Here is a 24,200-nt window from a genome sequence, read left to right as displayed (position 1 = left end):
CAAAAAGCTTTGACGATGCTACAACGAATCCTTTTTCTGGTTTTTTGGAACACGGCAATCGCCTTCGCCCAGCAGCCTTCTCCAGCGGAATTGGTGCAGCAGCAAATCGACGCCTGGAATGCCCACAATGTCGCCGGCTTCGTGGCGCCCTACAGCGACAGTACGGCCCTGTTTCTGTTCGCTGAAAAGCTCATCCGGCAATTCCACAGCAAAGCGGAATTACGGACCTATTACGCCCGGTTTTTCGAGAACAATCCCGCCCTGCATTGTGAGGTCCTGAACCGGATTGTTCTGGGCAATACGGTTATTATGCAGGAAAAAGTGACCGGTCGCGCCGATGGGCGAACCGTCGACTCTATTGTTACCTACAAAATCGAAAACGGCAAAATCCGGCGGGTCTACTTCGACTACAAACCCTGACAAAAATCAACTCAAGGGTCCGAGGAAATGGATTCCGGAGCCAGGGACTTTTACATTTATCATCACAAAAATCCTATTTCATCTCCTCATCAAGGCCATTCAAGTGTTTTAATTGTATTTTAATCCGAATGCGGCAACTTCTGTTTAAACGATATTTGTTTAAACGAATATAGGATCTACTTTTGGGTTTTCTTAACCACTATGAACAAGCAATTTCGCAATGAATACCATCGGCTGATCGCCAATCTGCACCATACCGATGGGTACATCATGAATTATTTTGCGCAGAAACTAGCTCCGTTCGATCTGTCGGTGCAGCAGTACATCGTTTTACGGCACCTTTCCGAGGTTTATCCAAACAGCTTGACGGCTGGTGAGTTGAAGGAAAAAATGATCGAAATAAACTCGGATATCACCCGGCTTACGGATCGCCTGGTGGCCAAAAACTTAATTGTGCGTGAGATCGATTCCCAAAACCGGCGCCGGGTAAATCTGCGGCTGACGGAAGAATCGAAACGGTTTGTGGAAAAAGCCGCGGCTGAATTCAACGATTTTGAATCCATCGTGAGTCACCTGACTGATGAAGAAGTACGACTACTGAATACACTCCTGGATAAAATTAGAAATCGCTAACATGAAAAAGTACGTAATAGGAACGGCTTTTTGGCTGCTGAGTTTGGGATGGGTGGCTGCCCAACCCACGCCGACAGTCATGCCGCTCGGCCAGGCCATCCAACTGGCTTTGCAAAACAACAAGGGAATTAAACTGGCGGATGCGCGAACCCTGGCCGCCGAAGCCCGTTCGCAGGAAACCAAAGATCGGAGTCTGCCCCAGGCCAACGCATCGCTGGCTTATTCGCGCTATACGCTGACCGGTCCTTTTTCGCTGGGCGCGGGGGAAGACGGAAAATCGGCCCTCAGCATTCCCGCCGGAGCGTTCAATGCCATGATTGGGGGCGTAACGATCACGAAAGAAGTGTTCGGCGGTTTTGCCGAGAAGTCGGCGGAAAAATCGGCGGATCTGTTGGCGAAAGCCAGCCGGTTAGACGCCCAGCGCAACCGCTCGGAACTGGTCTATACGGTAACCGACGCGTATTACAACATCGTTAAACTGATTCGGTCGACCGCCGTTATCGATCAGAGTATCAGGCAATTTGAAGAGAAAGAGCGGGAAGCCCGCAATATGGAAAAAGAAGGCATTGTAACTGCCAACGAAGTACTGAAGATCCAGTTGCAGAAAAACAATCTGAATCTGAGCCGCTTACAGGTCGATAAGGCTCGCCAGACGGCCCTCTACAATTTCAATTTGCTCGTTGGTTTGCCCACCGATCAGTTCATTGCGGTCGATACGACCTTGACCAATCCCGTTGCAACGCTGGAACCGTTGAGCGGTTTTCTGGCGCAGGCCGTTCAGGCGCGTCCGGAAGTGCAGGCGAACGCCCTGCGGCTTCAATCGGCGGAAGCGCTGCTGCGCAACACCCGGAGCAGCCGGTATCCGCACCTGGGTGTGTCGGCGGGTTTCAACTACATCAACCCCACGGCCCGGCTGATTCCGGAAGCCAAATCGTTCGTGAGCACCTGGAACGTCGGCGCGGGCTTGACCTACAACATCGGCTCATTGTATAACCTGAAAGGAAAAACGAACGAAGCCAAAACCGCCATCGATCAGGCAACGCTGCAAAGCCAGCAGCAAACCGATCAGATTCAATCGGAAGTGGTGACGGCCTATAACAATTACCAGCTGGCGCTGGAGCAGCAGAATGTGATCCGGACGGCCCTGACGCAAGCCCGGGAAAATTACCGTTTGACAGAATCCCGGTTTCGCAACGGGCTGGTTGGCGCAACCGATTTACTGGAAGCCGACAGCTTTCTGCTCCAGGCCCAACTCAATGTGATCAATGCCACGGTGGACTCGCAACTCGCCTACCAGCGATTGCTGAAAGCCACGGGCAACAACCTTAATTAATCTCGTTTGTCAGACGATACAGCCATGAACAAGAAAACCTTATTCCGCGTCGGGGGCCTTTTGATTGTTGCCCTTGCTCTCTTTTTCGGGTATAGCGAATTCCGCTACCTGCAACGCCACGAAACCACGGACGACGCCCAGATTGACGGGGACGTGAACCCGGTTATTCCCAAAGCCAGTGGGTATGTAAAAGCCATTCGATTCAAAGACAATCAGTTTGTGAAAGAAGGCGATACGCTGGTTATTCTTGACGATGCCGATTACCGCATCCGGTTGGCTCAGGCCGAAGCCGCTTTGCAAAGCGCAATGGCGAGTGCGGGCGTCACCCGCTCCAATGTGGGTGTGGCATCGGCCACGGTCGAAAGCTCACAGGCCAGCGTTCAAACCGCTCGTAATCAGGTAGCTGCCGCGCAGGCTAACGTCACCGCAGCTCAAGCCCGGGCCCGCAAAGCCAACCAGGATTTTGAGCGCTACGGGCGTCTGCTGGCCGAAAAATCGGTGCCGCAACAACAGTACGACAACGTTCTGGCCGAGCGCGATGCGGCTCAGGCGCAGTTGCAGGCGGCTCAGGCGCAGTTGCAAACCGCTCAGTCGCAGGTGAACGCGGCCGGTACGCAAACGGGTGTAACCAGCTCGCAGCACCGGGCTACGGAAGGCCAGATTTCGGTGGCACAGGCTGCCGTAAAGCAGCGGCAGGCTGACCTGGACATGGCGAAGCTGCAACTGTCGTACACCATTGTGCGGGCTCCGGTTGCCGGCGTGGTTTCCAAGCGGGCCGTTCAGGTGGGTCAACTGGTGCAGGCGGGCCAGGCAATCTGCTCAGTGGTGGGAAACTCGAACCTGTGGGTAACGGCCAATTTCAAAGAAACGCAGCTGAAGCAAATGCAGCCCGGTCAGGTCGTTGAAGTGGACGTAGACGCATTTGAAGGCGAAAAACTGACGGGCCACGTGGGTTCGTTTGCCGGTGCAACAGGCGCAAAATTCTCGTTGCTGCCTCCCGACAATGCTACCGGTAACTACGTAAAAGTGGTACAACGGATTCCGGTCCGGATTGATCTGGACCCCAAAAGCCCGCTTTACACCAGACTCCGCCCCGGTATGAGTGCGACGGTTGCCGTGGATTTACAGAAATAACGGATCAGGATCGACGGGCTCAAAACCGTCGATCCTTTATTTCCACTCTCATTCGAGTTTGATACTATGAAGTTAGGATTTGATAAATGGATCGTCGTCATCACGGTGACGACGGCCGCGCTGTTGCAGACCATCGATTCGTCGATCGTCAACGTAACGCTGAACCAGATGATGGGCAACCTCGGCGCATCGCTGGGGGACATTAGCTGGGTGGTTACGGGATACGCAGCCGCCAGCGCCGTGATGATCACGATGTCGGGCTGGCTGACGGCCAAACTGGGTCGCCGGAATTATTTCGCAGCCTCGATCATTCTCTTTACCATCGCGTCAGTTTTCTGCGGAACGTCCACCAACGTCTGGGAACTGGTTTTCTTCCGGGTTGTGCAGGGAATCGGCGGTGGGGGCTTGTTGACAACCGCTCAATCCATTCTGATTCAGACGTTTCCGAAAGAACAACTGGGAATTGCCAACGCCATTTTCGGGATGGGTGTTATTATCGGCCCCTCGATCGGCCCCACACTGGGCGGTTATATTACGGATAATCTGTCGTGGAACTGGGTGTTTTACATCAACATTCCCTTCGGGATTCTGGCAACGTTCCTGACCTATACCTACATCAAGGAACCGGCGGAGAAAGTGCTGGCGGGCAGGATGGACTGGCTCGCCTTGATCCTGCTTATCATGGGAATCGGCGGTTTGCAGATCATTCTGGAAAAAGGGCAGGAAAAAGACTGGTTCGACTCGGGATTCATCGTGGGTATGTCGATTGTAGCCGGTGTGGGACTGATTGGTTTCATCTGGCGCGAGTTGGCCGTCAAACTTCCGATTCTCGACTTGAGTCTCCTGCGTCAGCGCCGGTTTGCGGTCGGAACCCTGTTTAATTTCATCCTCGGTTTCGGGTTGTTTGCGTCGGTTTTCATCATCCCGGTTTTCTGTCAGACCATCCTGGGATTCACCGCCAGTCAGACGGGTTTACTCTTAATGCCGGGTTCGCTGGCAACGGGTTTGATGATGCCGGTGGTGGGTGGGCTATTGAGTAAGAATTACATTTCGCCCATCTGGTATGCCGCCATCGGTTTCATCCTGTTTTTCGGTTTCTGTTTCGATCTGTCGGCCATCAGCCTGGCCGCCGGACCGGATTATTTCTTCTGGCCGCTCATTGTCCGGGGGATTGGCATGGGATTGATTTTCATTCCCTTGACTACCATCACCTTAGCAGACCTGAAGAACATCGAAATTCCGCAGGGTTCGGCCCTGACGGGCATGATTCGTCAGTTGGGAGGAACCTTCGGAACCGCCATCATGACGACGTACATTTCGACGCGGACCGTCCTTCATTCGTCGCGTTTGGGCGACAATATCTCGATTTACAACCCCTTGTCCGCCGAGCGGATCCGCCAGTATACCAACCTGTTTCTGTCAAAAGGTGATGCGCTGGTGACGGCCACCAGCAAAGCCTACGGGGTGATGCAGGGCGCGGTCATCAAACAGGCGCTGGTGATGACATACGCCGATGCATTTCTGGTCATCGGTGCGTTTTTCCTGGTCTGCGTACCCTTGCTGCTGTTGTTTACCGGTAAGAAAATCGAAGCTTCGGCACACACGGAAATGGTGATGGAATAAGGAATTTCCCATTTAGCTCCTAGAAACGGTTCAGGAAGAATTGCCTTCCTGAACCGTTTCTTTTACTTTGCCACTACCGTTACCTTGCCACCACAAGCCATTTCAGCCCATTCCTAAACCCGTTTCCCCGTGAAAAAACCGTTCCTGCTCTTTCCTTTCCTGCTCAGCCTGCTTCTGATACCATCGGTTGGGCCGGTTTTCGCCCAGCATCTGCCCTGGAATGTGGAAAAGCTGAAGCAGATTCCGGGCTTTCAATGGCAAACGAGTGATACCGCGCGGGTCCGGCAGATCCTGTACGAAGGAGAAAAATACGGCCCGCACCCCCACACGCAAGTGTTTGCGTATTATGCCACGCCCGGCAGTTTATCCGGAAAACCGGCCGACGACCGCAACCTCCCTGCCATCGTTCTGGTGCACGGCGGGGGCGGCAAAGCCTTCCGGGAATGGGCCGAATTGTGGGCCAAACGCGGGTATGCCGCTCTGGCCATGGATCTGGGCGGCAACGGTGCCGACGGGAAACGACTGCCGCTCGGCGGACCCGACCAGAATCCGAACGCAAAATTCAGGAGCATCGACAGTACGGCCGACAAACAGTGGGTATACCACGCCGTCGCCAACGTTATCCGCGCCCACTCCTTGCTGCGCAGCCTGCCGGGCGTCGATTCGAGCCGGACAGCACTCACGGGCATCAGCTGGGGCGGTTTTCTGACCTGCATCGTTGCGGGGCTGGACAACCGGTTTAAAGTGGCCGTGCCGGTTTACGGCTGCGGTTTTATCGACGAGCCGGGCGGTTTTTTCCACGATAAAGAGTTGGGCGATACACCCCCAGATCAGCGGAAACGCTGGATGGACCGCTTCGATCCTTCCCACTTTGTCGGACAAGCCCGCATGCCGATGCTCTGGGTGAACGGCACGAATGATCGGTTTTATCCGCCCACGAGCTTTTCCCAAACCTATGATCGGGTGAAAAGTCCCAAAAACTACCGCATCACCACCACGATGAAACACGGCCACCGCGAAGGGTGGGAACCGCAGGAAATCGGCTGGTTTGTCGATTCGTATTTGACCGGCGGAAAACCGCTGCCCGTTCTGGGAGCCGTCTCCACGCAAAACGGGAATGTGGTCGCCCGGGTAACGGCACCGGTTCCCTTAACATCGGCCACGCTGGCCTACACGACGGATACGAGCCTGCCCTTTGAAAACCGGCGCTGGACAACGGTTCCCGCAGCCTTGAAAGGCAATCAGGTTATGGCTCCCGCACCACCGCCTGACGCGACGATCTGGTTGCTAAACGTCGTTGACGAACGGGGAGCGATCGTGTCCAGCCCTTTTCAGTTCAGGCGTTGATCGCCTTTATTCTTCCTGTTTGTTCCAGATATCCGCATAATCGTTCGGATGACGCTTGAATTGGGCGTGTACATACGGACATAGCGGAACCACTTTCAGGTTATTTTCCCGGGCGTAAGTCACCATCGCATCCAGCAGTTGTTTGGCGTAGCCGTGACCTTCTGCCTCCGGAACAACTTCGGTGTGGTAAACCGTCAGCTTTCCATCGGCAATATTGACGACCATTTCACCAATTTTAACGCCTTCTTCATACAGATAAAGGGCGCCAAGACTTTTTGTATCGAGATCAAATTTAATTTCTGCCATGTTTTTGGGATTAAAATCCGGGGCTGCCGACCGCATGGTCGAAAAGCATTGCGCCCCGTTTGCGGAAATATAGGAATAAATCAAATTACAGGCGCTTTCCGGGTAGGAAATCCATTTCAGTTCTCCTTATTTGATAACTTACATTCCAAGCCTGATGTATTGAACGATGAGCACGAAATCTGAGCAGGGTGCGTTTTTTTTCCGAACCGGTTTTTACCTGGTTATTCTTTTGTCCGCAACACGACTCCTGGCGCAAACGGGAAAAGGCGACCGCATCAGCGGCCCTAATTTTGCGACGCGAAGTCCGGTGGTGGCTAGTCATGGAATGGTAGCGACGGCCCATCCGCTGGCGTCGCAGGTCGGGCTCGACATCCTGAAACAGGGCGGTTCAGCCGTCGATGCCGCCATTGCGGCCAACGCGGCTTTGGGCGTTCTGGAGCCCAATAACTGCGGTATTGGCGGGGATTTATTCGCCCTGGTCTGGTCGGCAAAAGACCAGAAGCTCTACGGTCTGAACGCCAGCGGACGCTCGCCCAAAGGGTTGACGACTGAAAAACTAAAAGCGGTTCTAGGCGATTCAAAGGCAATTCCGCTGTACGGACCTTTGTCGGTTTCGGTGCCGGGAACCGTCGACGGCTGGTTCGAATTGCACCAGCGGTTTGGCAAATTAGCCATGAAAAAACTGCTGGCTCCGGGAATCCACTACGCCCGCGAAGGCGCGCCGGTTCCGCAGGTAATTGCGTATTCCTGGCGGGAAGCCGTGCGTCGGCTGGAAGCGAGCCAGTCGACGATTCAGGAATTTGACAACTTTCGCCGTACATTTCTGATCAACCAGCAGCCGCCCAAAGAAGGCCAGCTTTTTAAAAACCCGGATCTGGCCGCTACCTACGAGAAAATTGCCAGCGGTGGCCGCGATGCTTTTTACCGGGGTGACCTGGCCGGGGTGATCGATCGGTATGCCCTCAGAGTCGGGATGTATCTGCGAAAGGAAGATCTGGCCGAACACCGAAGTACCTGGGTCGATCCGGTGTCGGTCAATTACCGGGGCTTCGATGTGTATGAACTGCCGCCCAACGGCCAGGGCATCGCGGTGCTCCAGATGCTGAACATCCTCGAAGCGTATGACCTGAAACGGATGGGTCATAACAGCGCCGATTACCTGCATGTATTGACGGAAGCCAAAAAACTGGCTTTTGAAGACCGCGCCCGGTTTTATGCCGATCCGGCATTTTCCAAAATCCCGCTGTCGTGGCTGCTTTCGGAAGACTATGCTACCCAACGGCGGAAATTGATCGATCCCAGACAGGCGGCCAAACGCATCGATTCCAGCGCCCCGCCGTTGCGGGAAGGTGACACGACTTACCTGACCGTAGCCGACGACGAAGGCAATATCGTATCCCTGATCCAAAGTAACATGCTCGAATTTGGCAGCGGCCTGGTGCCCGACGGACTGGGCTTTGCCTTTCACAACCGGGGCACAAGTTTTAACCTGCAACCGGGTCATGCCAATGAATACAAACCGGGCAAACGGCCTTTCAACACGATTATTCCGGCTTTTGTGCTGAAAGAAGGCAAACCATTCCTGAGTTTCGGCGTAATGGGCGGGGCCATGCAGCCGCAGGGGCACGTTCAGATTCTGTGCAACATCATCGATTTCGGCATGAATGTGCAGGAAGCCGGTGATGCCGCCCGGTTTAGCCATTCCGGCAGCAGCGAACCCATCGGCACGATGATGCTCGACGGCGGTCACCTGGCCCTGGAAAGTGGTATTCCGAACGCAGTCCGCTACGAACTGGAACGCCGGGGCCACCACCTGATTTCGAAGGATTTCTTTGGTGGTTATCAGGCCATTCTCTCCGATACCACAAACAAAGTGTACCACGGCGCGTCAGAAATGCGGAAAGATGGCCAGGCAGTGGGCTATTAAGGGAATTAAAAGTTAATAGCTAACTCCCAGCGACTTCAAAATCGCTTCGGTAATTTGCCGGCGGGCGGGAATAAATGTATCGGGTACGGGCCTGGGACTTTCCACATTTGTGGCAAAATAATAGACCTTGTCCCCTTTTTCGACATAGCCCACAAACCAGCCGATGTTGGGGTTGGCACTGCCGGCGGCCCAGCCAGTTTTGCCGTACAGTTTCCAGCCGGGCTTCTCGTCCAGGAGCATAATTTTTTTCAATACCGCCAGATTCTTTTTGGCAAACGGCACATTGCCGTCGTGGACCCGGCGCAAAAAGTCGACCTGCTGCTCCTGCGTAATCGTGGATTTGCCCTCCAGCCAAAATTTATCGAGGTTGTCGGCGTGAATATCAAGGTTGCCATACCCGGCTTTTCCGACCCATTCCTGCATCCGTTTCAACCCCACTTTTCGGGCTACTTCCTGATAACACGGCACGCACGATACTTTAAAAGCGGTTTCGAGTGTGTTATCGCGGTTCCAGGTTTCGATGTCCCGCCTGACGCTATCCCATTTCATGACGGAAGTTTCGTCTTTCAAAACACCGGTTTCCAGCCCGATCAGCGTATTGATGATTTTGAACGTGGAAGCGGGCAGAAACCCCTGGCGAGTGCGTTCAAAATTATAGGCTGTATAATGATCGCGTTGCGGATCATAGAGCAAAAAGGACCCCTTGAGCTTTTGTTCGGTAAAATACCGCTCAAAATCCGGGCGCTCCGTAACCGAAGCGGGTCGGTAGCTCAACAGGAAAATGGATGCGAGCGCAACCAGTATTTTCATAAAAGGCCCGTTACGGTTTTGACGAGATGAATTGAATTTTGGCAAACTTGCCCGCCCCGCCTTTTTCGCCCAGCGCCGGTTCAAACCCCAGTTGTTGAATGGTTCCTTTCCAGGCGGGCACTTTGGTCATATCAATTTCATACGTCCGGTATTCGCCATCGCCAATAATCGGAAAATCGACCAGGTGCGCCGGGACAAATTCCGGATCACCCGGCGCCATCCAGCGGAGCCGGGCCTGCGTTGCATCGGTTTTGAGAGCCGCCCGGACGTAGACCTTCGGCATGTCGGCAGCCTGCCACGTTTCAGCCGGGCCGGAGAGCAGAAAACTTCCTTTATCGAGTGGAATATCTAGTTCATTCTTAATGGGCCAGCCCCGATCCGTTCCCAGATAATACCACCACGACTGCCGGTCGGCCACGAAGCGGTAATCCGGCGTTGTTCGGGGGCGGGGCTGGGCATAAACGAATTTTCGAATGTCATCGAGCGAACCCACCACCAGCGTATAATCGTACTGATACTGAATATTGTAATCGATCACTTCATACGCCGAGGGCGTAATGTACGCCGTTGTGAAATCGTATTCGCCCCCAACGGGTGACGTTCCAAAAATACCGCCGATAAAATACTGATGGTTCGCTTTGTGAACGGCCAGCCCCCAATTCGCGTCATTGACCATCGCCATCCAGTTTTCCGGGGAAACAAGTGCTTTTCCACCAGCAATTTCGTTGACCGTCTGGCTTTGGGTTCGGGTCAGAACATCATTGGTAAACGGGCGGGTGCCGGTATAGGTCACAATATTGCGAAAAGGAGCATTCAGAAAAATAGCGGGCAATTCCTGCGGTTTAGCCGCATATTGTTTGGTATCCGTCCGGTTGTTATTCAGCCGGTGGCGAACTTTAACGGTATTCTTGTCGAGCGCAATCCAGGTTTCAACCGTACATTCACACGGGATGTTATCGTTGGGATAAATCATGGGCTGGGTTTTGACGTAAATCTGTTGTCCGTCGTTGCGCGTTTCGAGCACCTTGGAGCGATTGCCAAAAACGTCGCCCGACATGACCGGATTCCAGCCCAGGTTTTGCCAGAGCGGATGGGCCGGTTTTCCATCGGGCGTAAAGGTATCCGGACCGGCATAAAATGACGCCTGAATTTGCCGTCCCGCGTCCCAGTTATTAACCATGTTTTGCCCATTGGCCGAAGCCGCCAGGTAGGTGATGGCGCCCCCCATATTCAGATCGACACTCAGCCGGAGCGACCCGTTATCGATGTAGGAAGGCCGGGCCGGCGGATTGGGCAAACCGGTTATGGGCGAGGTGCCCGGCCCGCTCCCCCCCGGATTGGATGATCCCGGCGTGCCGGGCGTCGTTGTCGTCGAGCCGCCCTGGTTGGAAGGAGTCCGCCAAACACGCTCTTCGTACTTATAACAGCCTGCAAACGTCAGACCTACCACCCCGATCAACAGCCATGCACGTCGACGTATCATCATATTCGTAAAACTATACAGTTAAATTCGCCCGATCGCTTTCTTTCAAAGCGTCAAATTGGGCATAAGTTTACAAAAATATGGCTTTAATGTTTAACTTGCCTCCCATTTAAAACCAAAAACCAATCCATAATGGGTCTGAAAAGTTTGATTCCCAACTCGATAAAAACGGCGCTGAAACAGGTAATTCCCTTGTCGGTAATTGACCAGCTGGAGATCATTACCGGTGAGCGGGATGAGCTGACTCCTCCATCAAGAATGATTTTTATCGGTGACGGTGATTTCAAAAAGGTGGGCCAGCTCGGTATCGATCGCATGGCCGCGATTGGTAATCTGAAACCGACCGACCGCGTTCTCGACGTGGGCAGCGGTATTGGCAGACTGGCGGTTCCACTGACCAAATACCTGACGACTGGTGCGTACGACGGCATTGAAATTGTGAAAGAAGGCGTCGATTGGTGTAACAAGGAAATTCATAAACGCTTCCCGAATTTCAATTTTCACCATTTGAACGTCTACAATAAGATGTATAACCCGAAGGGAACGATGCAGGGCCACGAACTGCGGTTTCCGTTCGAGGACGCGACCTTCGATTATGTGATCCTCAATTCGGTGTTTACCCACATGCTCGAAGCGGATTTCGAGCGGTATCTGGCCGAAATTTCGCGGGTGTTGAAGAAAGGGGCCCGAGGCTATATTACCATGTTCTGGCTGAATGACGAATCGCGCCGGTTAAATGCGGAAAAGAAAAATAAATACGATCGCGTTCTGACGCCCTACACCGACCGCACGATGGTTCACATCCAGGATTTACCCGAAAGTATGATTGCTTTCGACGAGACGTATGCCCGCGAATCGTTTCAAAAAGCCGGTTTGACCATCCGTGATGTCAAATTCGGAAGCTGGCCCGGTCGCGAGAATACCATCGATTACCAGGATTTGATTTTTGTTACTAAAAAATAGGGTTTTTGTCGTTGCTCCGCAGTTTTCGGAGCAACGACAAAAACATTTAAAAGTTTTTCTTCCTAATTCGTCACCATCCACTAATTTTGTGGGATTTTTGACCATACCGAAACAGATTGGCTTCGGAAGCAACTAAACGGTTCGCCATGTGGCTGCGTTCCGGTCGCTGTGCCAACCTGTTTTCGCTTCGGGCCAGTACGTTTCAGGGGGTCAGGAATAGTGATTGTGTGTTGATGATTCAGCACGCATTTTTCATCGGTTTGCCGTACCAACGGTCGCCAGATTCATTATTCATTCGTCTCACTGTAATGCCCAAAGACTCCTCCATCCGTTCGATTCTCATTATCGGCTCCGGCCCTATCGTTATTGGTCAGGCCTGCGAATTTGATTACGCCGGTTCACAGGCCGCCCGTTCGCTGCGCGAAGAAGGTATCGTGGTTTCGCTGATTAACTCGAATCCGGCCACCATCATGACCGACCCCATCAATGCCGATTATGTCTATCTGAAACCGCTTGAGAAAAAATCCATTATTGAAATTCTCAAGGCTCATCAGGAGGCTGGTCACCCCATCGATGCGGTTTTACCGACAATGGGCGGTCAGACGGCTTTGAACTTAGCCATCGACTGCGAGAAAGCCGGTATCTGGAAAAAATACGGTGTCAGCATCATCGGCGTGGACATCAAGGCCATCGAAACCACCGAAGACCGCGAGAAATTCCGGTTGAAAATGATCGAACTGGGGGTCGGCGTTTGCAAAGGCCGTACGGCCCGCTCCTTTCTGGAAGGCAAAGAAATTGCGCAGGAAATCGGATTTCCGCTGGTAATTCGACCTTCCTACACCCTGGGTGGAACCGGGGGCGGTTTTGTCGATAAACCGGAAGATTTTGATAAAGCGCTGAACAACGGGTTGCACGCGTCGCCGGTTCACGAAGTGTTGATCGAGCAGAGCGTGATGGGCTGGAAAGAGTACGAACTCGAACTGCTGCGCGACGGAGCCGGTAATTTCATCATCATCTGCTCCATCGAGAATTTCGACCCGATGGGCATCCACACGGGCGACAGCATCACCGTGGCTCCGGCCATGACGCTGCCGGATACGCTGTACCAGCAAATGCGTGATCTGGCCATTAGAATGATGGACGGAATCGGGAAGTTTGCCGGGGGGTGTAACGTGCAGTTTTCCGTCAATCCGGCCGATGACTCCATCATTGCCATTGAAATCAACCCGCGCGTGAGCCGTTCGTCGGCCCTGGCTTCGAAAGCAACCGGCTATCCGATTGCTAAAATTGCCGCCAAAATGGCGATTGGCTACAACCTCGATGAGCTGACCAACCCGATTACCGGCTCGACCTCCGCCTTTTTTGAGCCCGCCATCGACTACGTCATCGTGAAAGTACCCCGCTGGAATTTTGATAAATTTCCGGGTGCCGACCGTTCGCTGGGTCTGCAAATGAAATCGGTGGGTGAAGCCATGGGCATTGGCCGCAACTTTCAGGAAGCGTTGCAGAAAGCCTGCCAGTCGCTCGAAATCCGGCGCAACGGCCTGGGTGCCGACGGCCGTGAACTGACCGACCAGGCGGCCCTCAAGCAAAGTCTGGCCCATCCGAGCTGGAACCGGCTCTTTCATATTTACGACGCCTTCAAAATCGGCATGTCGTTCAAAACCATCCAGAATCTGACCAAAATCGACAAATGGTTTCTGTATCAGATTGAAGAACTGGTGGAGTTGGAAAAAGAGATCGGGCAGTACGAACTGGAAGATGTGCCCCCGGCTTTACTCCTGAAAGCCAAGCAGAAAGGCTATGCCGACCGCCAGCTGGCACACATTCTGGGGGTAAAAGAAAGTAAGATTTATAATTTCCGACAGGAGCATAACATCCGGCGCGTGTTCAAGTGCGTCGACACCTGTGCGGCCGAATTTGAGGCCCGTACACCTTATTACTACTCGACCTTCAACAGTCCGCAGTTGCCCAGTGCCGGGGGTGAGTTTCCCGAAAAAGGCGCTTTGCCGGTCGGTATGCTGGCGGGCAATGAGTCGATCATCAGTGACCGGAAAAAAGTGGTCATCCTCGGGTCAGGACCGAACCGGATCGGGCAGGGAATCGAGTTCGACTACTCGTGCGTACACGGCGTTCTGGCGGCCAAAGAGTGTGGTTATGAGACGATTATGATCAACTGTAATCCCGAAACCGTCTCGACCGACCCGGACATTGCCGACAAGTTGTATTTCGAGCCGGTTTTCTGGGAACACGTTCACGCCATCATCATGCACGAAAATCCGGTGGGAGTCATTGTGCAGCTGGGCGGCCAGACCGCCCTGAAAATGGCCGAGAAACTGACGCGCTACGGTATTAAAATCATCGGTACCGACTACGAATCACTCGATCTGGCCGAAGACCGGGGCCGTTTTTCAGCCCTGCTGCGGGATTATAACATTCCGTATCCCAAATTCGGGACGGTGCGCGGTTCCGACGAAGCCGTCGAACTGTCGCGCGAGCTCGGTTTTCCGCTCCTGGTGCGGCCCAGCTACGTTCTGGGTGGCCAGAGCATGAAAATTGTCCTGAACGAACAGGAACTGGAGCAGCACGTGGTCAAGATTCTGCACGACATTCCCGACAACAACATTCTACTCGACCACTTCCTCGAGAACGCCATTGAAGCCGAAGCCGACGCCATCTGCGACGGCGAAGATGTGTATATCATCGGGGTGATGGAGCACATCGAACCGGCCGGTATTCACTCCGGTGATTCCTACGCGGTGTTGCCAACGTTCGATATGAGCGACGCCGTGGTGCAGCAGATTGAAGCGCACACCCGGACGATTGCCAAAGCGCTGAAAACCGTCGGGCTGATCAACATTCAGTTTGCCATTAAAGACGAGGTCGTCTACATCATCGAAGCCAATCCCCGGGCGTCGCGGACGGTGCCGTTTATCTGCAAAGCCTACCAGGAACCGTATGTCAATTATGCGACGAAGGTGATGCTGGGTGAGAAAAAAGTGAAGGATTTTGATTTCAAACCGGTGAAAAAGGGCTACGCCATCAAAATACCGGTCTTCTCGTTCAACAAGTTTCCGAACGTGAACAAGGAACTCGGCCCGGAAATGAAATCGACCGGTGAAGGAATTTACTTCATCGACGATCTGGAAGACGACTTTTTCCTGAACGTCTACTCCGAGCGGAATTTGTATTTGAGCCGGTAGAAGGATACCAAGTACAAAACAGTTGAGTTGGCCCGTTCGGGGTTAACTCAACTGTTTTTTTGTTTTTTACGTTATGAAGTCGGATATTTAGTAAAAAGAGAATTATGATAGTTCTGACTTTATCTCTTGAAGAAACGGCTTTCAATGACTTGCAGAAGAAGTCAAAGCAACTTAACGTATCCTCCGAAAAGTTAATTCAGAAGATTGTAGCCGACTATTTGTATCTGGAAAAAGTGAATCAGATTCGCCAGGAAATGAAAGGTGTCGCCGAAGAAGCAGGCTTTCAATCGGAAGAAGATATATTCACAGACATCTCTTAGTTCGCCATTGACAAAATTATTTTTGCCTATTTTTAGGTCAATCGACTACCGGACTGTCGGTTTCCATTTCTTAATTCATTCTTATTATGGAAATGAGTCCAGCCCTGTCGGCTTCGACAGTCATTGTCTTCGATACAAACGTCTTTATTTCTACCTTCGTATTTCCCGGTTTCTCTGCCAAAGTCCACGATTTTTGCGCGGTAAATTTTCAACTATTTACTTCAGAATGGATTCTCAACGAGTTAGACAGAAAATTAGGTCTTCCCAAATTCCGCTGTTCTACCGAACGCCGTTCTGCCATTAACGAACTACTACGGATACGCCATCAAGTGGTTTTTCCTGATAACGAGTTGCTTGCCGCTTGCCGCGACCCCGACGATAACCACATCCTGCAATTAGCCCAATTTGTAAATGCGGATTTTATCATCACCGGCGATCGCGATCTGTTGGATTTGGTCCAATTCGGTGCTATTGAAATTTTATCTCCGCGCGAGTTCTGTGACCGGTATATTCAGCCTTGAAATCTGAATAGGAAACGCCTGCATCAAAAAGGCACACCATTTCTCGGCCTGGACGACGGGATGCCCCATAACATTTTAAGTATTTTATAATATCAGTAGAGCAACTGTTTAATTGGCTTTTGCGTTATAAAGGTATCTCATAACCCGAACACCCAGTCGTTCAGCATGATTTTTAAATTCTTATTCGTTCTTCTGCTCCTGATCGCTTTTGTACCGCCGGTACGACGGTTTTTCTTTTGGCTGCTGGTTGGCCGGCAAATCGCCAAAGAGCAGCGGAAAGCCAACGAACAGTTTAACCGGGGCGGCCGCGAAGGCGAAACCCGGGTCTACACCACCACGCCCGGTGCCAATGACTCCAAACTGAAAGGCGGAGAATACGTGGATTACGACGAAGTGAAGTAAGTTTTACTGGCCCACTTCGCGTTCTTTCTGATATTTTACGGCCATGCCCCGCATCGAATACCCATTGACGGTGGCCGAACTGTAATATTGATACCGGACCGCAATCAGCGCATCCGCTCCCATTTTTTTAGCTTGCATCGTTAACCGCGCCAGCAGTAGTTCTTTCTGCTCGATGGTATTGCCCCGCTTGACCATCCGACCCTTGAGCGGTTTCTGCTGGTCGACCAGCGGAAACTCTTCCTTGTATTCCAGCCATTCCATTTCCGTAAACGGCCGGTCGGGTTGCTGGCTTTCATAAAACACGTCGACCGGATAATTGGGCGACATCGAAATCGGAATCGCCGGTCGAAAACACCCCGCCAGACTTATCATCAGGCCCATTATTCCCGCAAAACCGTACGGGACGACCTTCGTTATTCGATGTGCGCTAGTCATGATTCAAACTTATTTATTCAGTACAATTTTCTCCACCACTTCCGGATAATACCGGTGTTCCAAAACCTGCACTTTTCGGGCCACCTCCTCCGGCGTATCAAACGGTTCGAGGGCGCAGGAAGCCTGGAAAATAATGTTTCCCTCGTCGTAGTGTTCATTCACGTAATGAATGGTGATCCCCGATTTCAGTTCGCCGGCTTCGACCACGGCTTCGTGCACAAAATGGCCGTACATGCCCTTCCCACCAAATTTGGGCAACAAAGCCGGATGAATGTTGATGATTTGTTGAGGAAACGCTTTCACCAGCGTTTCCGGTATAAGCCACATGAAACCCGCCAGTACAATCAGATCAATTTCCTGTCTCTGAAGCATTTGCACAATGCGGTCGGTCTCGTAAAACGTTCGCCGGTCGAACACCAAAACCGGAACATGCAATTGCTGTTCGGGACCGAACCCCCGGCGCGCCCGCTCGATAACCCCGGCTTTCGGGTTGTTGGTCAGGATCAGCGAAACGTCAATTTCGGGATGATCCGTTAAATAACCGGCAATTTTCTCCGCATTGGTTCCGGAGCCGGAGGCAAAAATGGCAATTCGCTTCATGGATTGATCAAAAGGAGACGCAATAACGCTACAAACCTACGTATCTTTCGAAAAAATTTGATGATATTAGCCGTATGCTTCAATCGCATCAACTGACCTTTGCGTACTCCCCGACCAAGCGATTCGCATTTCCGGACATCCGCTGCAACGATAGCGAAGCGGTTTTGATTCTGGGAAAATCGGGTACGGGCAAAACGACGCTGCTCCATTTGCTGGCGTTACTTCTTCGGCCTGAAAAGGGCTCCGTTACCATCGACCAAACTGATCTGACCCAATTACCGCCCGCCAAAACCGCGACGTTCCGGGCCGCTCATGTGGGCATTATTTACCAGAAACCGCATTTTGTCAGCGCCCTTTCGGTGATGGATAACCTCCTGCTGGCTAATTATCTGGCCAAAAATCCGCAGGATAAAACCCGCGCCCGTGAACTGGCGACACATCTGGGTTTTGCCGATCATCTGAACAAGAAAACCCACCAGATGAGCCAGGGCGAACAACAGCGCGTTAGCATCGCCCGGGCCGTCATGAACAAACCGGGTGTTATTCTGGCCGACGAACCGACGTCCAGTCTCGACGACGTCAACTGCGCCCGCGTGGTGGCCTTGCTGCGGGAACAATCCGAGCAAATCGGGGCCAGCCTCATTGTGGTGACGCACGACCAGCGGTTGAAAGACGAATTTTCGAAGCAGGTGATTTTGTAAGTTTATAGTTTAAGGTGTATGGTTTATAGTTGAAAGTCAGCTCAATACTCTTGATTTTTAACCCTAAACTCCAGACTTGAAACCGAGCAACTGGATATGAATCTTTTTAAAATAAGCTGGGCCAATCTGAAAGACAAACCGCTCAGCAGTTTCCTGAGTGGCTTGCTGATGACGTTGGGCATCACCATCATTTCGCTGTTGCTGCTCCTCAACAAGCAGTTGGACGAGCAATTCTCCCGAAACGTCAAAGGCATCGACATGGTACTGGGTGCAAAAGGAAGCCCGCTGCAACTGATTCTGTCGAGTATTTACCAGATCGATTCGCCAACCGGTAACATTCCGCTGGAGGAAGCCGAGCGGCTGACCCGCAACCCGATGATCAAAACCGCCATTCCGTTGTCGATGGGCGATAGTTACAAAACCTTCCGGATTGTCGGTACCAACAAAAAATACGTCGATCATTTTGAAGCCACCGTTGGGCAAGGCGCTCTGTTTCAGAAAGATCTGGAAGTAACCATTGGTGCACGCGTGGCCGAAATTGCCGGTCTGAAACTGGGTGATACCTTTTCGGGTTCGCACGGACTGGATGGCAATGGGGAAGCACATGCCGAAACGAAATACAAGGTGGTCGGTATTTTCAACCCCAGCAACAGCGTCATCGATCAGCTGATTCTCACCCCCTTATCGAGCGTCTGGGCGATTCATGAACACCATGAAGAGCATGAACACGATGGGGAGGAACACGCCGAAGAAGACCATGATCACGAAGCTGAGGCTCCCCGCGAAATCACCAGCATGCTGGTAAAATTCCGGAATCCGATGGGGATGATGGTGGCCCGGGGCATCAACGACAACTCCAAATTGCTGGCGGCCCTACCCGCCATCGAAATCAACCGCCTGTTCGATTTGCTGGGCATCGGCGTCGATACGCTGCGCGGACTGGCGGTGGCGATCATGCTCATTGCTGGCATCAGTGTGTTTGTGTCGCTTTATAATTCGCTGAAAGAACGCAAATATGAGATGGCACTGATGCTGTCGATGGGCGCCGGACGGACGCAATTGTTCGGGATGCTGCTGCTCGAAGGGCTGACGCTTTCCCTGATCGGTTTTGTGGTCGGACTGGTTCTGAGCCGCGTCGGGTTGCTGTTGTTTTCGATGCGCGCCGAACGCAATTTTCACTACAGCCTGAACAACATGAGCATTTTGCCCGAAGAATGGCTGGTGCTGGGCGTGGCCGTCCTGATCGGTATTGTCGCAGCAGCATTGCCAGCACTCGGCATCTACCGCATGAATATTTCCCAAACACTGGCGGAAGAGTAATCAGTTTTCGGTTTACGGTTTACGGTGGCTGACGCCTTCATTAGCTCGCGTCAGCCACCGTAAACCGAATACGGAAACCCGTAAACCGTATACCGAAAACTGTAAACCGTATACCGGCAAACTAACTCCCAAAAACCGCTTTCACCTCCTTCAAATCCTGGCGGTGGGCCGTTAGGGCGTCCATGGTGTTGGGCGATTGCTTCTCGATGCATTGTTCCAGCACCAGATGCGGGCGGATTCCGATGGTTTTCAGTTCCTGGGCCAAACGCGGATAATCGATGTCGCCCGCGCCGAAGGTTTCGGCCCAGACGCCGTTTTTCGACTGGCGCAGGTGCAATTCCGTGATGCGTTTTCCGTACAGTTTCACAATGTCGAACAGCGCCACCTGCGAGTTGCCGGAACCACGGTAAATCCAGTGCACATCCAGACAGAGCGACACATGTTTGGGATCCGTCGCCAGCAGCATGTGGTGAAATTCCCGCGCGGAATTCCGCATTTCAACGTCGTGGGTATGATACGACAGCGTCATGCCCCGCTTTTTCAGCTCGGCCCCGAGCCGATCCAGGTTGGCCGCCTGAATGGCCAGTTCAGCATCGGTTTTATCCTCCGAACTTCCCCATTTTATCGGACTGGGATTTGTTACCACAAACCGCACCCCCAGCGGACGGGCCGCATCCGCAATGGCCGTCACGGTCGCCAGCGTTTTGTCCGCTTCATCGGCTTTGTGCAACGTGCTGTTGACGTAGAGCGAATGCATTTCCAGCTTGTGCTTTTTCAGCAAGGGAGCCAGTTTGTCGATTTCCTCCGCCGACGTAATCGACGGCTCATAGCCTACAAGGCCCGATTTTGCAAAATCGGCCAGCGAAGCATCCAGATCCGCCGACCAGCTGCGGCCCTGACGCTGGTAAAAGGTGTGCCAGGTATATTGGTTGCAGGCAATCGGCAGTTGCTCCGCCGTTCCGGCTTTGGTGCGGGCCAAAGCGGTTTTGGTTACCGGAACCAGCGCGGCCAAACCGGCGATGGATTGTAGAAAAGTACGGCGATCAGCAGTCATGTTTTTCAGGAATCAGGGGGAAGGAATGGTTTTGTTGGAACGGGCTTTATTAACCGTTTCGAATACAAAGTAACTTTCGCACAATTTATCTAAATTTAAAGCTTCACTCCATCTTTCAAACGTTGCTGATCCGTTTTTCATGAAATACCGTTTTCTCCCGGCATGGCTGGCGGGCGCGCTGAGTTGCTTTGCGGTTTTTGCCCAGGCCGTTGCCCAAACGCCCGCTGCCGGACCGTATCAATCATCTGCCCAGCTTTCAACCCGTTTAAAATCCCTCACCAGTCGCTACGGAACGCTTTCCAACCTTCAATCGATCGGAAAATCACGTACAGGAAAAGATATTTGGCTGCTGACGATCGGTCGCGGAACGGCGGCTCAAAAACCGGCGATTGCCATCGTGGCTGGTGTTTACGGTGCGCATCCGGCAGGAACGGAACTGGCCGTCCAGCTGGCCGAAAAACTGCTGGCGGCTTCCGGTCAGGATAGCGTGGCCCGGTTGCTCGACACCAAGACCTTTTACTTATTTCCCAGCGTCAATCCTGACGCGCAGGAACAGGTGGTTGCCAAACCGCGCTACGAACGAACCGGCAACGGCGCCGATACCGACGACGACCGCGACGGCCGGCTCAACGAAGATCCGTTTGAAGACTTGAACAGGGACGGTTTGATTACGCAGGTTCGCATCGAAGACCCAACCGGCACGTTCGTTCCCAGCAAAGAAGACCCGCGCGTTTTGGTCAAAGCCGACCCGGCCAAGTCTGAAACCGGTCGTTACCTGGTCATTTCGGAAGGAACCGACAACGATAAAGACGGCGCATTCAATGAAGATGGCGCCGGTGGCGTGGCGTTGGACAAGAATTTTACCTTCGATTATCCGTTCTTCACACCGGGTTCGGGCGAAATGCCGGTGTCGGAACCGGAAAACCGGGCGCTCCTCGACTTTCTCTACAAAGCCCCGAATGTTTACGCGGTTTTTACCTTCGGACCGTACAACAACCTCTCGGAAGCGCCAAAATTTGACCGGACCAAAACCACTAAACGGATCATTACCGGTATTCTGGAAAAAGACGCGCCCGTTGGTGATCAGGTTTCGAAACTGTATACCAGCCAGACGGCCCTGAAAGACGCTCCGCCGATGCCGCCGACGAAAGGCAACTTTGCCCAGACGGCGTATTACCATTACGGGCGCTTCAGCTTTTCGACGCCGGGCTGGTGGGTGCCCAAAGCCACGGCTTCAGCGGATACGACAAAGGGAAAAGGAGGTACAAAACCGTCGGACAATGACGATGTCAAATTCCTGAGATGGGCCGACGCCAACAACCTTCGCGACGTTTTTGTTACCTGGCAAGCTATCGACCACCCCGATTTTCCGGGCCGGAAAGCGGAAGTAGGCGGTATTGCGCCGTTTGCCAGACTGAACCCGCCGGTTTCGTTCCTGAACGACATCGCCGATAAACACCTCAAATTTATGACTGCTTTTGTCCGCCAAATGCCAGTGATCGACGTGGTAAACCTGCGAACGGAAGCGCTTTCGGGCGGACTGACCCGGGTGACGGCCCAGGTGATCAACCGGGGGTTGTTGCCAACGGGTGCGGAAATCGGCGACCGGGTGCGGTTTGTTCCCAAAATGAAAATCGAGCTAAGAACCGGGACCGGTCAAACCGTTGTGTCGGGCCGAAAGCGGATTCTGCGCAGTGCCATGGCCGCGGGCGAGTCGATGGAAGTGACGTTCCTCGTCTCCGGCACGGGCCGCGCCACGCTCGAAGCCGGCAACGCCATGACGGGCCTTAAATCAATCGACATCACCCTCAAATAAACCCTGATTACCTCTGATGTTCTCTGATCAACTCTGATTAATAGTTGTTTCACAGAGTTGATCAGAGAACATCAGAGAAAATTTTCATGAAAAAGCTATTCTTTCTGTTACTAACAGTGATTCCTCTCGTTCTTTCCGCGCAGCAGAAACCGGCGCAGAATGATGATTTGACGGGGCTGCGGGCCGTGGGTTCGCCCGCCAATCCGAAAGTGCCGATGCGGTGGAATCATTACAACGACTACGCCGGGATTACGAAGTTTTGCCAGGACATGGTGAAAGCCCATCCGAATCTGGTTAAACTGGAGTCGATGGGAAAAACGTTTCAGGGCCGCGATTTGTGGGTGTTGGTCGTCAGCGATTTTAAAACCGGTAATGCAGAGCGCAAACCCGGTTTTTACATCGATGGCAACATTCACTCGAACGAATTGCAGGGGGCGGAAATCGCGATGTATACCGCCTGGTATCTGGCCGAGAATTTTGGCACCATCGAGTTTACAACGCAACTACTGAAAGACAAGGTTTTTTACATCGCCCCCAGCATCAACCTCGATGCGCGGGAGGATTTCATCAAAAATCCCAACAATCCCAATTCGCCCCGCTCGGGTCTGATGCCGTTCGACGATGATGGGGATGGCGAGATCGATGAAGACAAATACGATGACCTCGACGGCGACGGCAACATTGTGCTGATGCGCCGGAAAACGCCATTGGGCCGCATGAAACAGGATCCCAACGACCCGACGCACATGATTCCGGCCAAACCCGAAGAACCGGGCGAATACGAAATTCTGGGCTACGAAGGCATCGACAACGACGGCGATGGGCAGGTGAACGAAGACCTGGCCGGCCGCTACGACCCCAACCGCGACTGGGCCTGGAACTGGCAACCCGACTATGTTCAGAACGGAGCGCTGTTTTACCCCGGCACTTTACCCGAAACCCAGGCCATTAAGAAATTCATTATCAATCACCCGAACATTGCCGGGGCGCAGAGTTATCACAACTACGGCGGTATGTTTCTGCGCGGGCCGGGTGCGGAAGAAGATCAGCCGTTTTACAATCCGAGTGATATTGCGGTTTATGACGTCATCGGCCGCACGGGCGAGAAAATCATTCCCGGTTATAATTATTACGTGATTTACAAAGACCTGTATACGGTTTATGGGGGCGAAATCGACTGGCTGGCGCTGGGGCGGGGCGTTTTCACATTCTCAACCGAGTTGATGTCGTCGTACCTGCTGTTCCGGCAAAAACCGGGGCAAAGCAACCGGTTTCAGGACGACGAATTCAATCAGTTTGGCAAATACCTGCTGTTCGATGATGCTTACGTGGCCTGGAAACCGTTCAAACATCCGCAGTATGGCGACATCGAAATTGGCGGCCCAAAGAAGAACTACATCCGTAATCACCCCGGTTTTATGCTCGAAGAAGATGCGCACCGGAACATGTCGTTTACGCTTTTCCACGCCCACCAGACGCCCAGGCTGGACGTTCAGGAAATCACCACAAAACCGCTCGGCAACGGCCTGACGGAAGTAACGGCCACGGTCGTCAACCAGCGCGTGATTCCAACCCATTCGTCGCACGATGTCAAGTATAAAATAGAACGGCCCGATTACATTACGCTGAAAGGCGCGACGCCCCTGGCGGCCATGATCGTCGAAAATGCCGATCTGAACATCACGAAAGAACAGAAAACCAATCCGGCCACGATTGAAGTGCCAACCATTCCGGGCATGGGGTATGTGAAAGTCCGCTGGATCGTGAAGGGCAGTGGTGGCAAATACACGGTTTCGGTCGATAGCCGGAAGGGCGGAGTGGTCGAGAAGACACTGTAACGCGCCGGTGA

General features: G+C 52.9%; 22 protein-coding genes. 16 read left to right on the top strand and 6 right to left on the bottom strand.

Going from position 1 to position 24,200, the window contains the following annotated elements; translation table 11 throughout:
- Positions 1-15 precede the first annotated feature (15 nt).
- From EHT87_RS29975 to EHT87_RS29950, 6 genes are all read left to right on the top strand, one after another.
- Positions 16-420: a nuclear transport factor 2 family protein gene (locus EHT87_RS29975; RefSeq protein ID WP_124910464.1), complete on the top strand. Its 405-nt coding sequence runs from the start codon at positions 16-18 to the stop codon at positions 418-420.
- 201 nt (positions 421-621) lie between these two features.
- On the top strand, positions 622-1,053 hold the full coding sequence (locus EHT87_RS29970; protein WP_124910463.1) for a MarR family winged helix-turn-helix transcriptional regulator: 432 nt from the start codon (positions 622-624) through the stop codon (positions 1,051-1,053).
- A 1-nt stretch (position 1,054) separates the two neighbouring features.
- Positions 1,055-2,386, top strand: a complete 1,332-nt coding sequence (locus EHT87_RS29965) for a TolC family protein (RefSeq protein ID WP_124910462.1) — start codon at positions 1,055-1,057, stop codon at positions 2,384-2,386.
- A 24-nt stretch (positions 2,387-2,410) separates the two neighbouring features.
- Complete coding sequence (locus tag EHT87_RS29960; protein ID WP_124910461.1) at positions 2,411-3,520, top strand: HlyD family secretion protein; 1,110 nt, start codon at positions 2,411-2,413, stop codon at positions 3,518-3,520.
- A 66-nt stretch (positions 3,521-3,586) separates the two neighbouring features.
- Positions 3,587-5,143 (top strand): DHA2 family efflux MFS transporter permease subunit, encoded by a 1,557-nt coding sequence (locus EHT87_RS29955; RefSeq protein ID WP_124910460.1) that lies wholly within the window; start codon positions 3,587-3,589, stop codon positions 5,141-5,143.
- A 129-nt stretch (positions 5,144-5,272) separates the two neighbouring features.
- The gene (locus EHT87_RS29950; RefSeq protein WP_124910459.1) at positions 5,273-6,490 is read left to right on the top strand and encodes an alpha/beta hydrolase family protein; all 1,218 of its coding nucleotides are present in this window, start codon (positions 5,273-5,275) and stop codon (positions 6,488-6,490) included.
- 6 nt (positions 6,491-6,496) lie between these two features.
- Here the strand turns inward: EHT87_RS29950 and EHT87_RS29945 are convergent, their stop codons facing one another.
- Positions 6,497-6,832 carry a GNAT family N-acetyltransferase gene (locus tag EHT87_RS29945; RefSeq protein ID WP_374756050.1) on the bottom strand — a complete coding sequence of 112 codons (336 nt, stop codon included), beginning with the start codon at positions 6,830-6,832 and terminating at the stop codon, positions 6,497-6,499.
- A gap of 130 nt (positions 6,833-6,962) precedes the next feature.
- Between EHT87_RS29945 and ggt the strand changes: the two genes are divergently transcribed.
- Positions 6,963-8,723 carry a gamma-glutamyltransferase gene (gene ggt, locus EHT87_RS29940; RefSeq protein WP_124910457.1) on the top strand — a complete coding sequence of 587 codons (1,761 nt, stop codon included), beginning with the start codon at positions 6,963-6,965 and terminating at the stop codon, positions 8,721-8,723.
- 12 nt (positions 8,724-8,735) lie between these two features.
- Here the strand turns inward: ggt and blaOXA are convergent, their stop codons facing one another.
- Positions 8,736-9,533 (bottom strand): class D beta-lactamase, encoded by a 798-nt coding sequence (gene blaOXA, locus EHT87_RS29935; RefSeq protein ID WP_124910456.1) that lies wholly within the window; start codon positions 9,531-9,533, stop codon positions 8,736-8,738.
- Positions 9,534-9,543: 10 nt separating this feature from the next.
- The gene (locus EHT87_RS29930; protein WP_124910455.1) at positions 9,544-11,019 is read right to left on the bottom strand and encodes a hypothetical protein; all 1,476 of its coding nucleotides are present in this window, start codon (positions 11,017-11,019) and stop codon (positions 9,544-9,546) included.
- 129 nt (positions 11,020-11,148) lie between these two features.
- On the opposite strand from EHT87_RS29930, the gene EHT87_RS29925 reads away from it, so the two are divergent.
- From EHT87_RS29925 to EHT87_RS29905, 5 genes are all read left to right on the top strand, one after another.
- Positions 11,149-11,979 carry a class I SAM-dependent methyltransferase gene (locus EHT87_RS29925; RefSeq protein WP_221622093.1) on the top strand — a complete coding sequence of 277 codons (831 nt, stop codon included), beginning with the start codon at positions 11,149-11,151 and terminating at the stop codon, positions 11,977-11,979.
- A 308-nt stretch (positions 11,980-12,287) separates the two neighbouring features.
- Complete coding sequence (gene carB, locus EHT87_RS29920) at positions 12,288-15,182, top strand: carbamoyl-phosphate synthase large subunit (protein WP_124910565.1); 2,895 nt, start codon at positions 12,288-12,290, stop codon at positions 15,180-15,182.
- 104 nt (positions 15,183-15,286) lie between these two features.
- On the top strand, positions 15,287-15,502 hold the full coding sequence (locus tag EHT87_RS29915) for a hypothetical protein (protein WP_124910454.1): 216 nt from the start codon (positions 15,287-15,289) through the stop codon (positions 15,500-15,502).
- 86 nt (positions 15,503-15,588) lie between these two features.
- Positions 15,589-16,023: a putative toxin-antitoxin system toxin component, PIN family gene (locus tag EHT87_RS29910; RefSeq protein ID WP_124910453.1), complete on the top strand. Its 435-nt coding sequence runs from the start codon at positions 15,589-15,591 to the stop codon at positions 16,021-16,023.
- 165 nt (positions 16,024-16,188) lie between these two features.
- Positions 16,189-16,425 carry a DUF4834 domain-containing protein gene (locus tag EHT87_RS29905; RefSeq protein ID WP_124910452.1) on the top strand — a complete coding sequence of 79 codons (237 nt, stop codon included), beginning with the start codon at positions 16,189-16,191 and terminating at the stop codon, positions 16,423-16,425.
- A 3-nt stretch (positions 16,426-16,428) separates the two neighbouring features.
- On the opposite strand, the gene EHT87_RS29900 is transcribed toward EHT87_RS29905, so the two are convergent.
- Both EHT87_RS29900 and purN read right to left on the bottom strand, forming a co-directional pair.
- Positions 16,429-16,860 carry a YbjQ family protein gene (locus tag EHT87_RS29900; protein WP_229321471.1) on the bottom strand — a complete coding sequence of 144 codons (432 nt, stop codon included), beginning with the start codon at positions 16,858-16,860 and terminating at the stop codon, positions 16,429-16,431.
- 9 nt (positions 16,861-16,869) lie between these two features.
- A complete protein-coding gene (purN, locus tag EHT87_RS29895) occupies positions 16,870-17,460 on the bottom strand; it encodes a phosphoribosylglycinamide formyltransferase (RefSeq protein ID WP_124910451.1) in 591 nt (196 codons plus the stop codon).
- 74 nt (positions 17,461-17,534) lie between these two features.
- Between purN and EHT87_RS29890 the strand changes: the two genes are divergently transcribed.
- Positions 17,535-18,161 carry an ABC transporter ATP-binding protein gene (locus tag EHT87_RS29890; RefSeq protein WP_124910450.1) on the top strand — a complete coding sequence of 209 codons (627 nt, stop codon included), beginning with the start codon at positions 17,535-17,537 and terminating at the stop codon, positions 18,159-18,161.
- Positions 18,162-18,257: 96 nt separating this feature from the next.
- A complete protein-coding gene (locus EHT87_RS29885; RefSeq protein ID WP_124910449.1) occupies positions 18,258-19,481 on the top strand; it encodes an ABC transporter permease in 1,224 nt (407 codons plus the stop codon).
- Positions 19,482-19,602: 121 nt separating this feature from the next.
- Here the strand turns inward: EHT87_RS29885 and EHT87_RS29880 are convergent, their stop codons facing one another.
- Positions 19,603-20,535, bottom strand: a complete 933-nt coding sequence (locus tag EHT87_RS29880; protein WP_124910448.1) for a sugar phosphate isomerase/epimerase family protein — start codon at positions 20,533-20,535, stop codon at positions 19,603-19,605.
- A 139-nt stretch (positions 20,536-20,674) separates the two neighbouring features.
- On the opposite strand from EHT87_RS29880, the gene EHT87_RS29875 reads away from it, so the two are divergent.
- The gene (locus EHT87_RS29875) at positions 20,675-22,351 is read left to right on the top strand and encodes a M14 family metallopeptidase (protein WP_124910447.1); all 1,677 of its coding nucleotides are present in this window, start codon (positions 20,675-20,677) and stop codon (positions 22,349-22,351) included.
- Between the two features lie 86 nt (positions 22,352-22,437).
- Positions 22,438-24,189: a M14 family metallopeptidase gene (locus EHT87_RS29870; RefSeq protein ID WP_124910446.1), complete on the top strand. Its 1,752-nt coding sequence runs from the start codon at positions 22,438-22,440 to the stop codon at positions 24,187-24,189.
- Positions 24,190-24,200 lie beyond the last annotated feature (11 nt).

The organism is Larkinella knui, from assembly GCF_003858645.1.
In the GTDB taxonomy this organism is placed as follows: domain Bacteria; phylum Bacteroidota; class Bacteroidia; order Cytophagales; family Spirosomataceae; genus Larkinella; species Larkinella knui.
This window is presented reverse-complemented; position numbering and strand designations above follow the sequence as displayed.

Excerpts from the sequence above, each read along its gene's own strand:
- EHT87_RS29975 (WP_124910464.1), top strand. The coding sequence starts at position 16 with ATGCTACAACGAATCCTTTTTCTGGTTTTTTGGAACACGGCAATCGCC.
- EHT87_RS29970 (WP_124910463.1), top strand. The coding sequence starts at position 622 with ATGAACAAGCAATTTCGCAATGAATACCATCGGCTGATCGCCAATCTG.
- EHT87_RS29965 (WP_124910462.1), top strand. The coding sequence starts at position 1,055 with ATGAAAAAGTACGTAATAGGAACGGCTTTTTGGCTGCTGAGTTTGGGA.
- EHT87_RS29960 (WP_124910461.1), top strand. The coding sequence starts at position 2,411 with ATGAACAAGAAAACCTTATTCCGCGTCGGGGGCCTTTTGATTGTTGCC.
- EHT87_RS29955 (WP_124910460.1), top strand. The coding sequence starts at position 3,587 with ATGAAGTTAGGATTTGATAAATGGATCGTCGTCATCACGGTGACGACG.
- EHT87_RS29945 (WP_374756050.1), bottom strand. The coding sequence starts at position 6,832 with ATGCGGTCGGCAGCCCCGGATTTTAATCCCAAAAACATGGCAGAAATT.
- ggt (WP_124910457.1), top strand. The coding sequence starts at position 6,963 with ATGAGCACGAAATCTGAGCAGGGTGCGTTTTTTTTCCGAACCGGTTTT.
- blaOXA (WP_124910456.1), bottom strand. The coding sequence starts at position 9,533 with ATGAAAATACTGGTTGCGCTCGCATCCATTTTCCTGTTGAGCTACCGA.
- EHT87_RS29930 (WP_124910455.1), bottom strand. The coding sequence starts at position 11,019 with ATGATGATACGTCGACGTGCATGGCTGTTGATCGGGGTGGTAGGTCTG.
- EHT87_RS29925 (WP_221622093.1), top strand. The coding sequence starts at position 11,149 with ATGGGTCTGAAAAGTTTGATTCCCAACTCGATAAAAACGGCGCTGAAA.
- carB (WP_124910565.1), top strand. The coding sequence starts at position 12,288 with ATGCCCAAAGACTCCTCCATCCGTTCGATTCTCATTATCGGCTCCGGC.
- EHT87_RS29915 (WP_124910454.1), top strand. The coding sequence starts at position 15,287 with ATGATAGTTCTGACTTTATCTCTTGAAGAAACGGCTTTCAATGACTTG.
- EHT87_RS29910 (WP_124910453.1), top strand. The coding sequence starts at position 15,589 with ATGGAAATGAGTCCAGCCCTGTCGGCTTCGACAGTCATTGTCTTCGAT.
- EHT87_RS29905 (WP_124910452.1), top strand. The coding sequence starts at position 16,189 with ATGATTTTTAAATTCTTATTCGTTCTTCTGCTCCTGATCGCTTTTGTA.
- EHT87_RS29900 (WP_229321471.1), bottom strand. The coding sequence starts at position 16,860 with ATGACTAGCGCACATCGAATAACGAAGGTCGTCCCGTACGGTTTTGCG.
- purN (WP_124910451.1), bottom strand. The coding sequence starts at position 17,460 with ATGAAGCGAATTGCCATTTTTGCCTCCGGCTCCGGAACCAATGCGGAG.
- EHT87_RS29890 (WP_124910450.1), top strand. The coding sequence starts at position 17,535 with ATGCTTCAATCGCATCAACTGACCTTTGCGTACTCCCCGACCAAGCGA.
- EHT87_RS29885 (WP_124910449.1), top strand. The coding sequence starts at position 18,258 with ATGAATCTTTTTAAAATAAGCTGGGCCAATCTGAAAGACAAACCGCTC.
- EHT87_RS29880 (WP_124910448.1), bottom strand. The coding sequence starts at position 20,535 with ATGACTGCTGATCGCCGTACTTTTCTACAATCCATCGCCGGTTTGGCC.
- EHT87_RS29875 (WP_124910447.1), top strand. The coding sequence starts at position 20,675 with ATGAAATACCGTTTTCTCCCGGCATGGCTGGCGGGCGCGCTGAGTTGC.
- EHT87_RS29870 (WP_124910446.1), top strand. The coding sequence starts at position 22,438 with ATGAAAAAGCTATTCTTTCTGTTACTAACAGTGATTCCTCTCGTTCTT.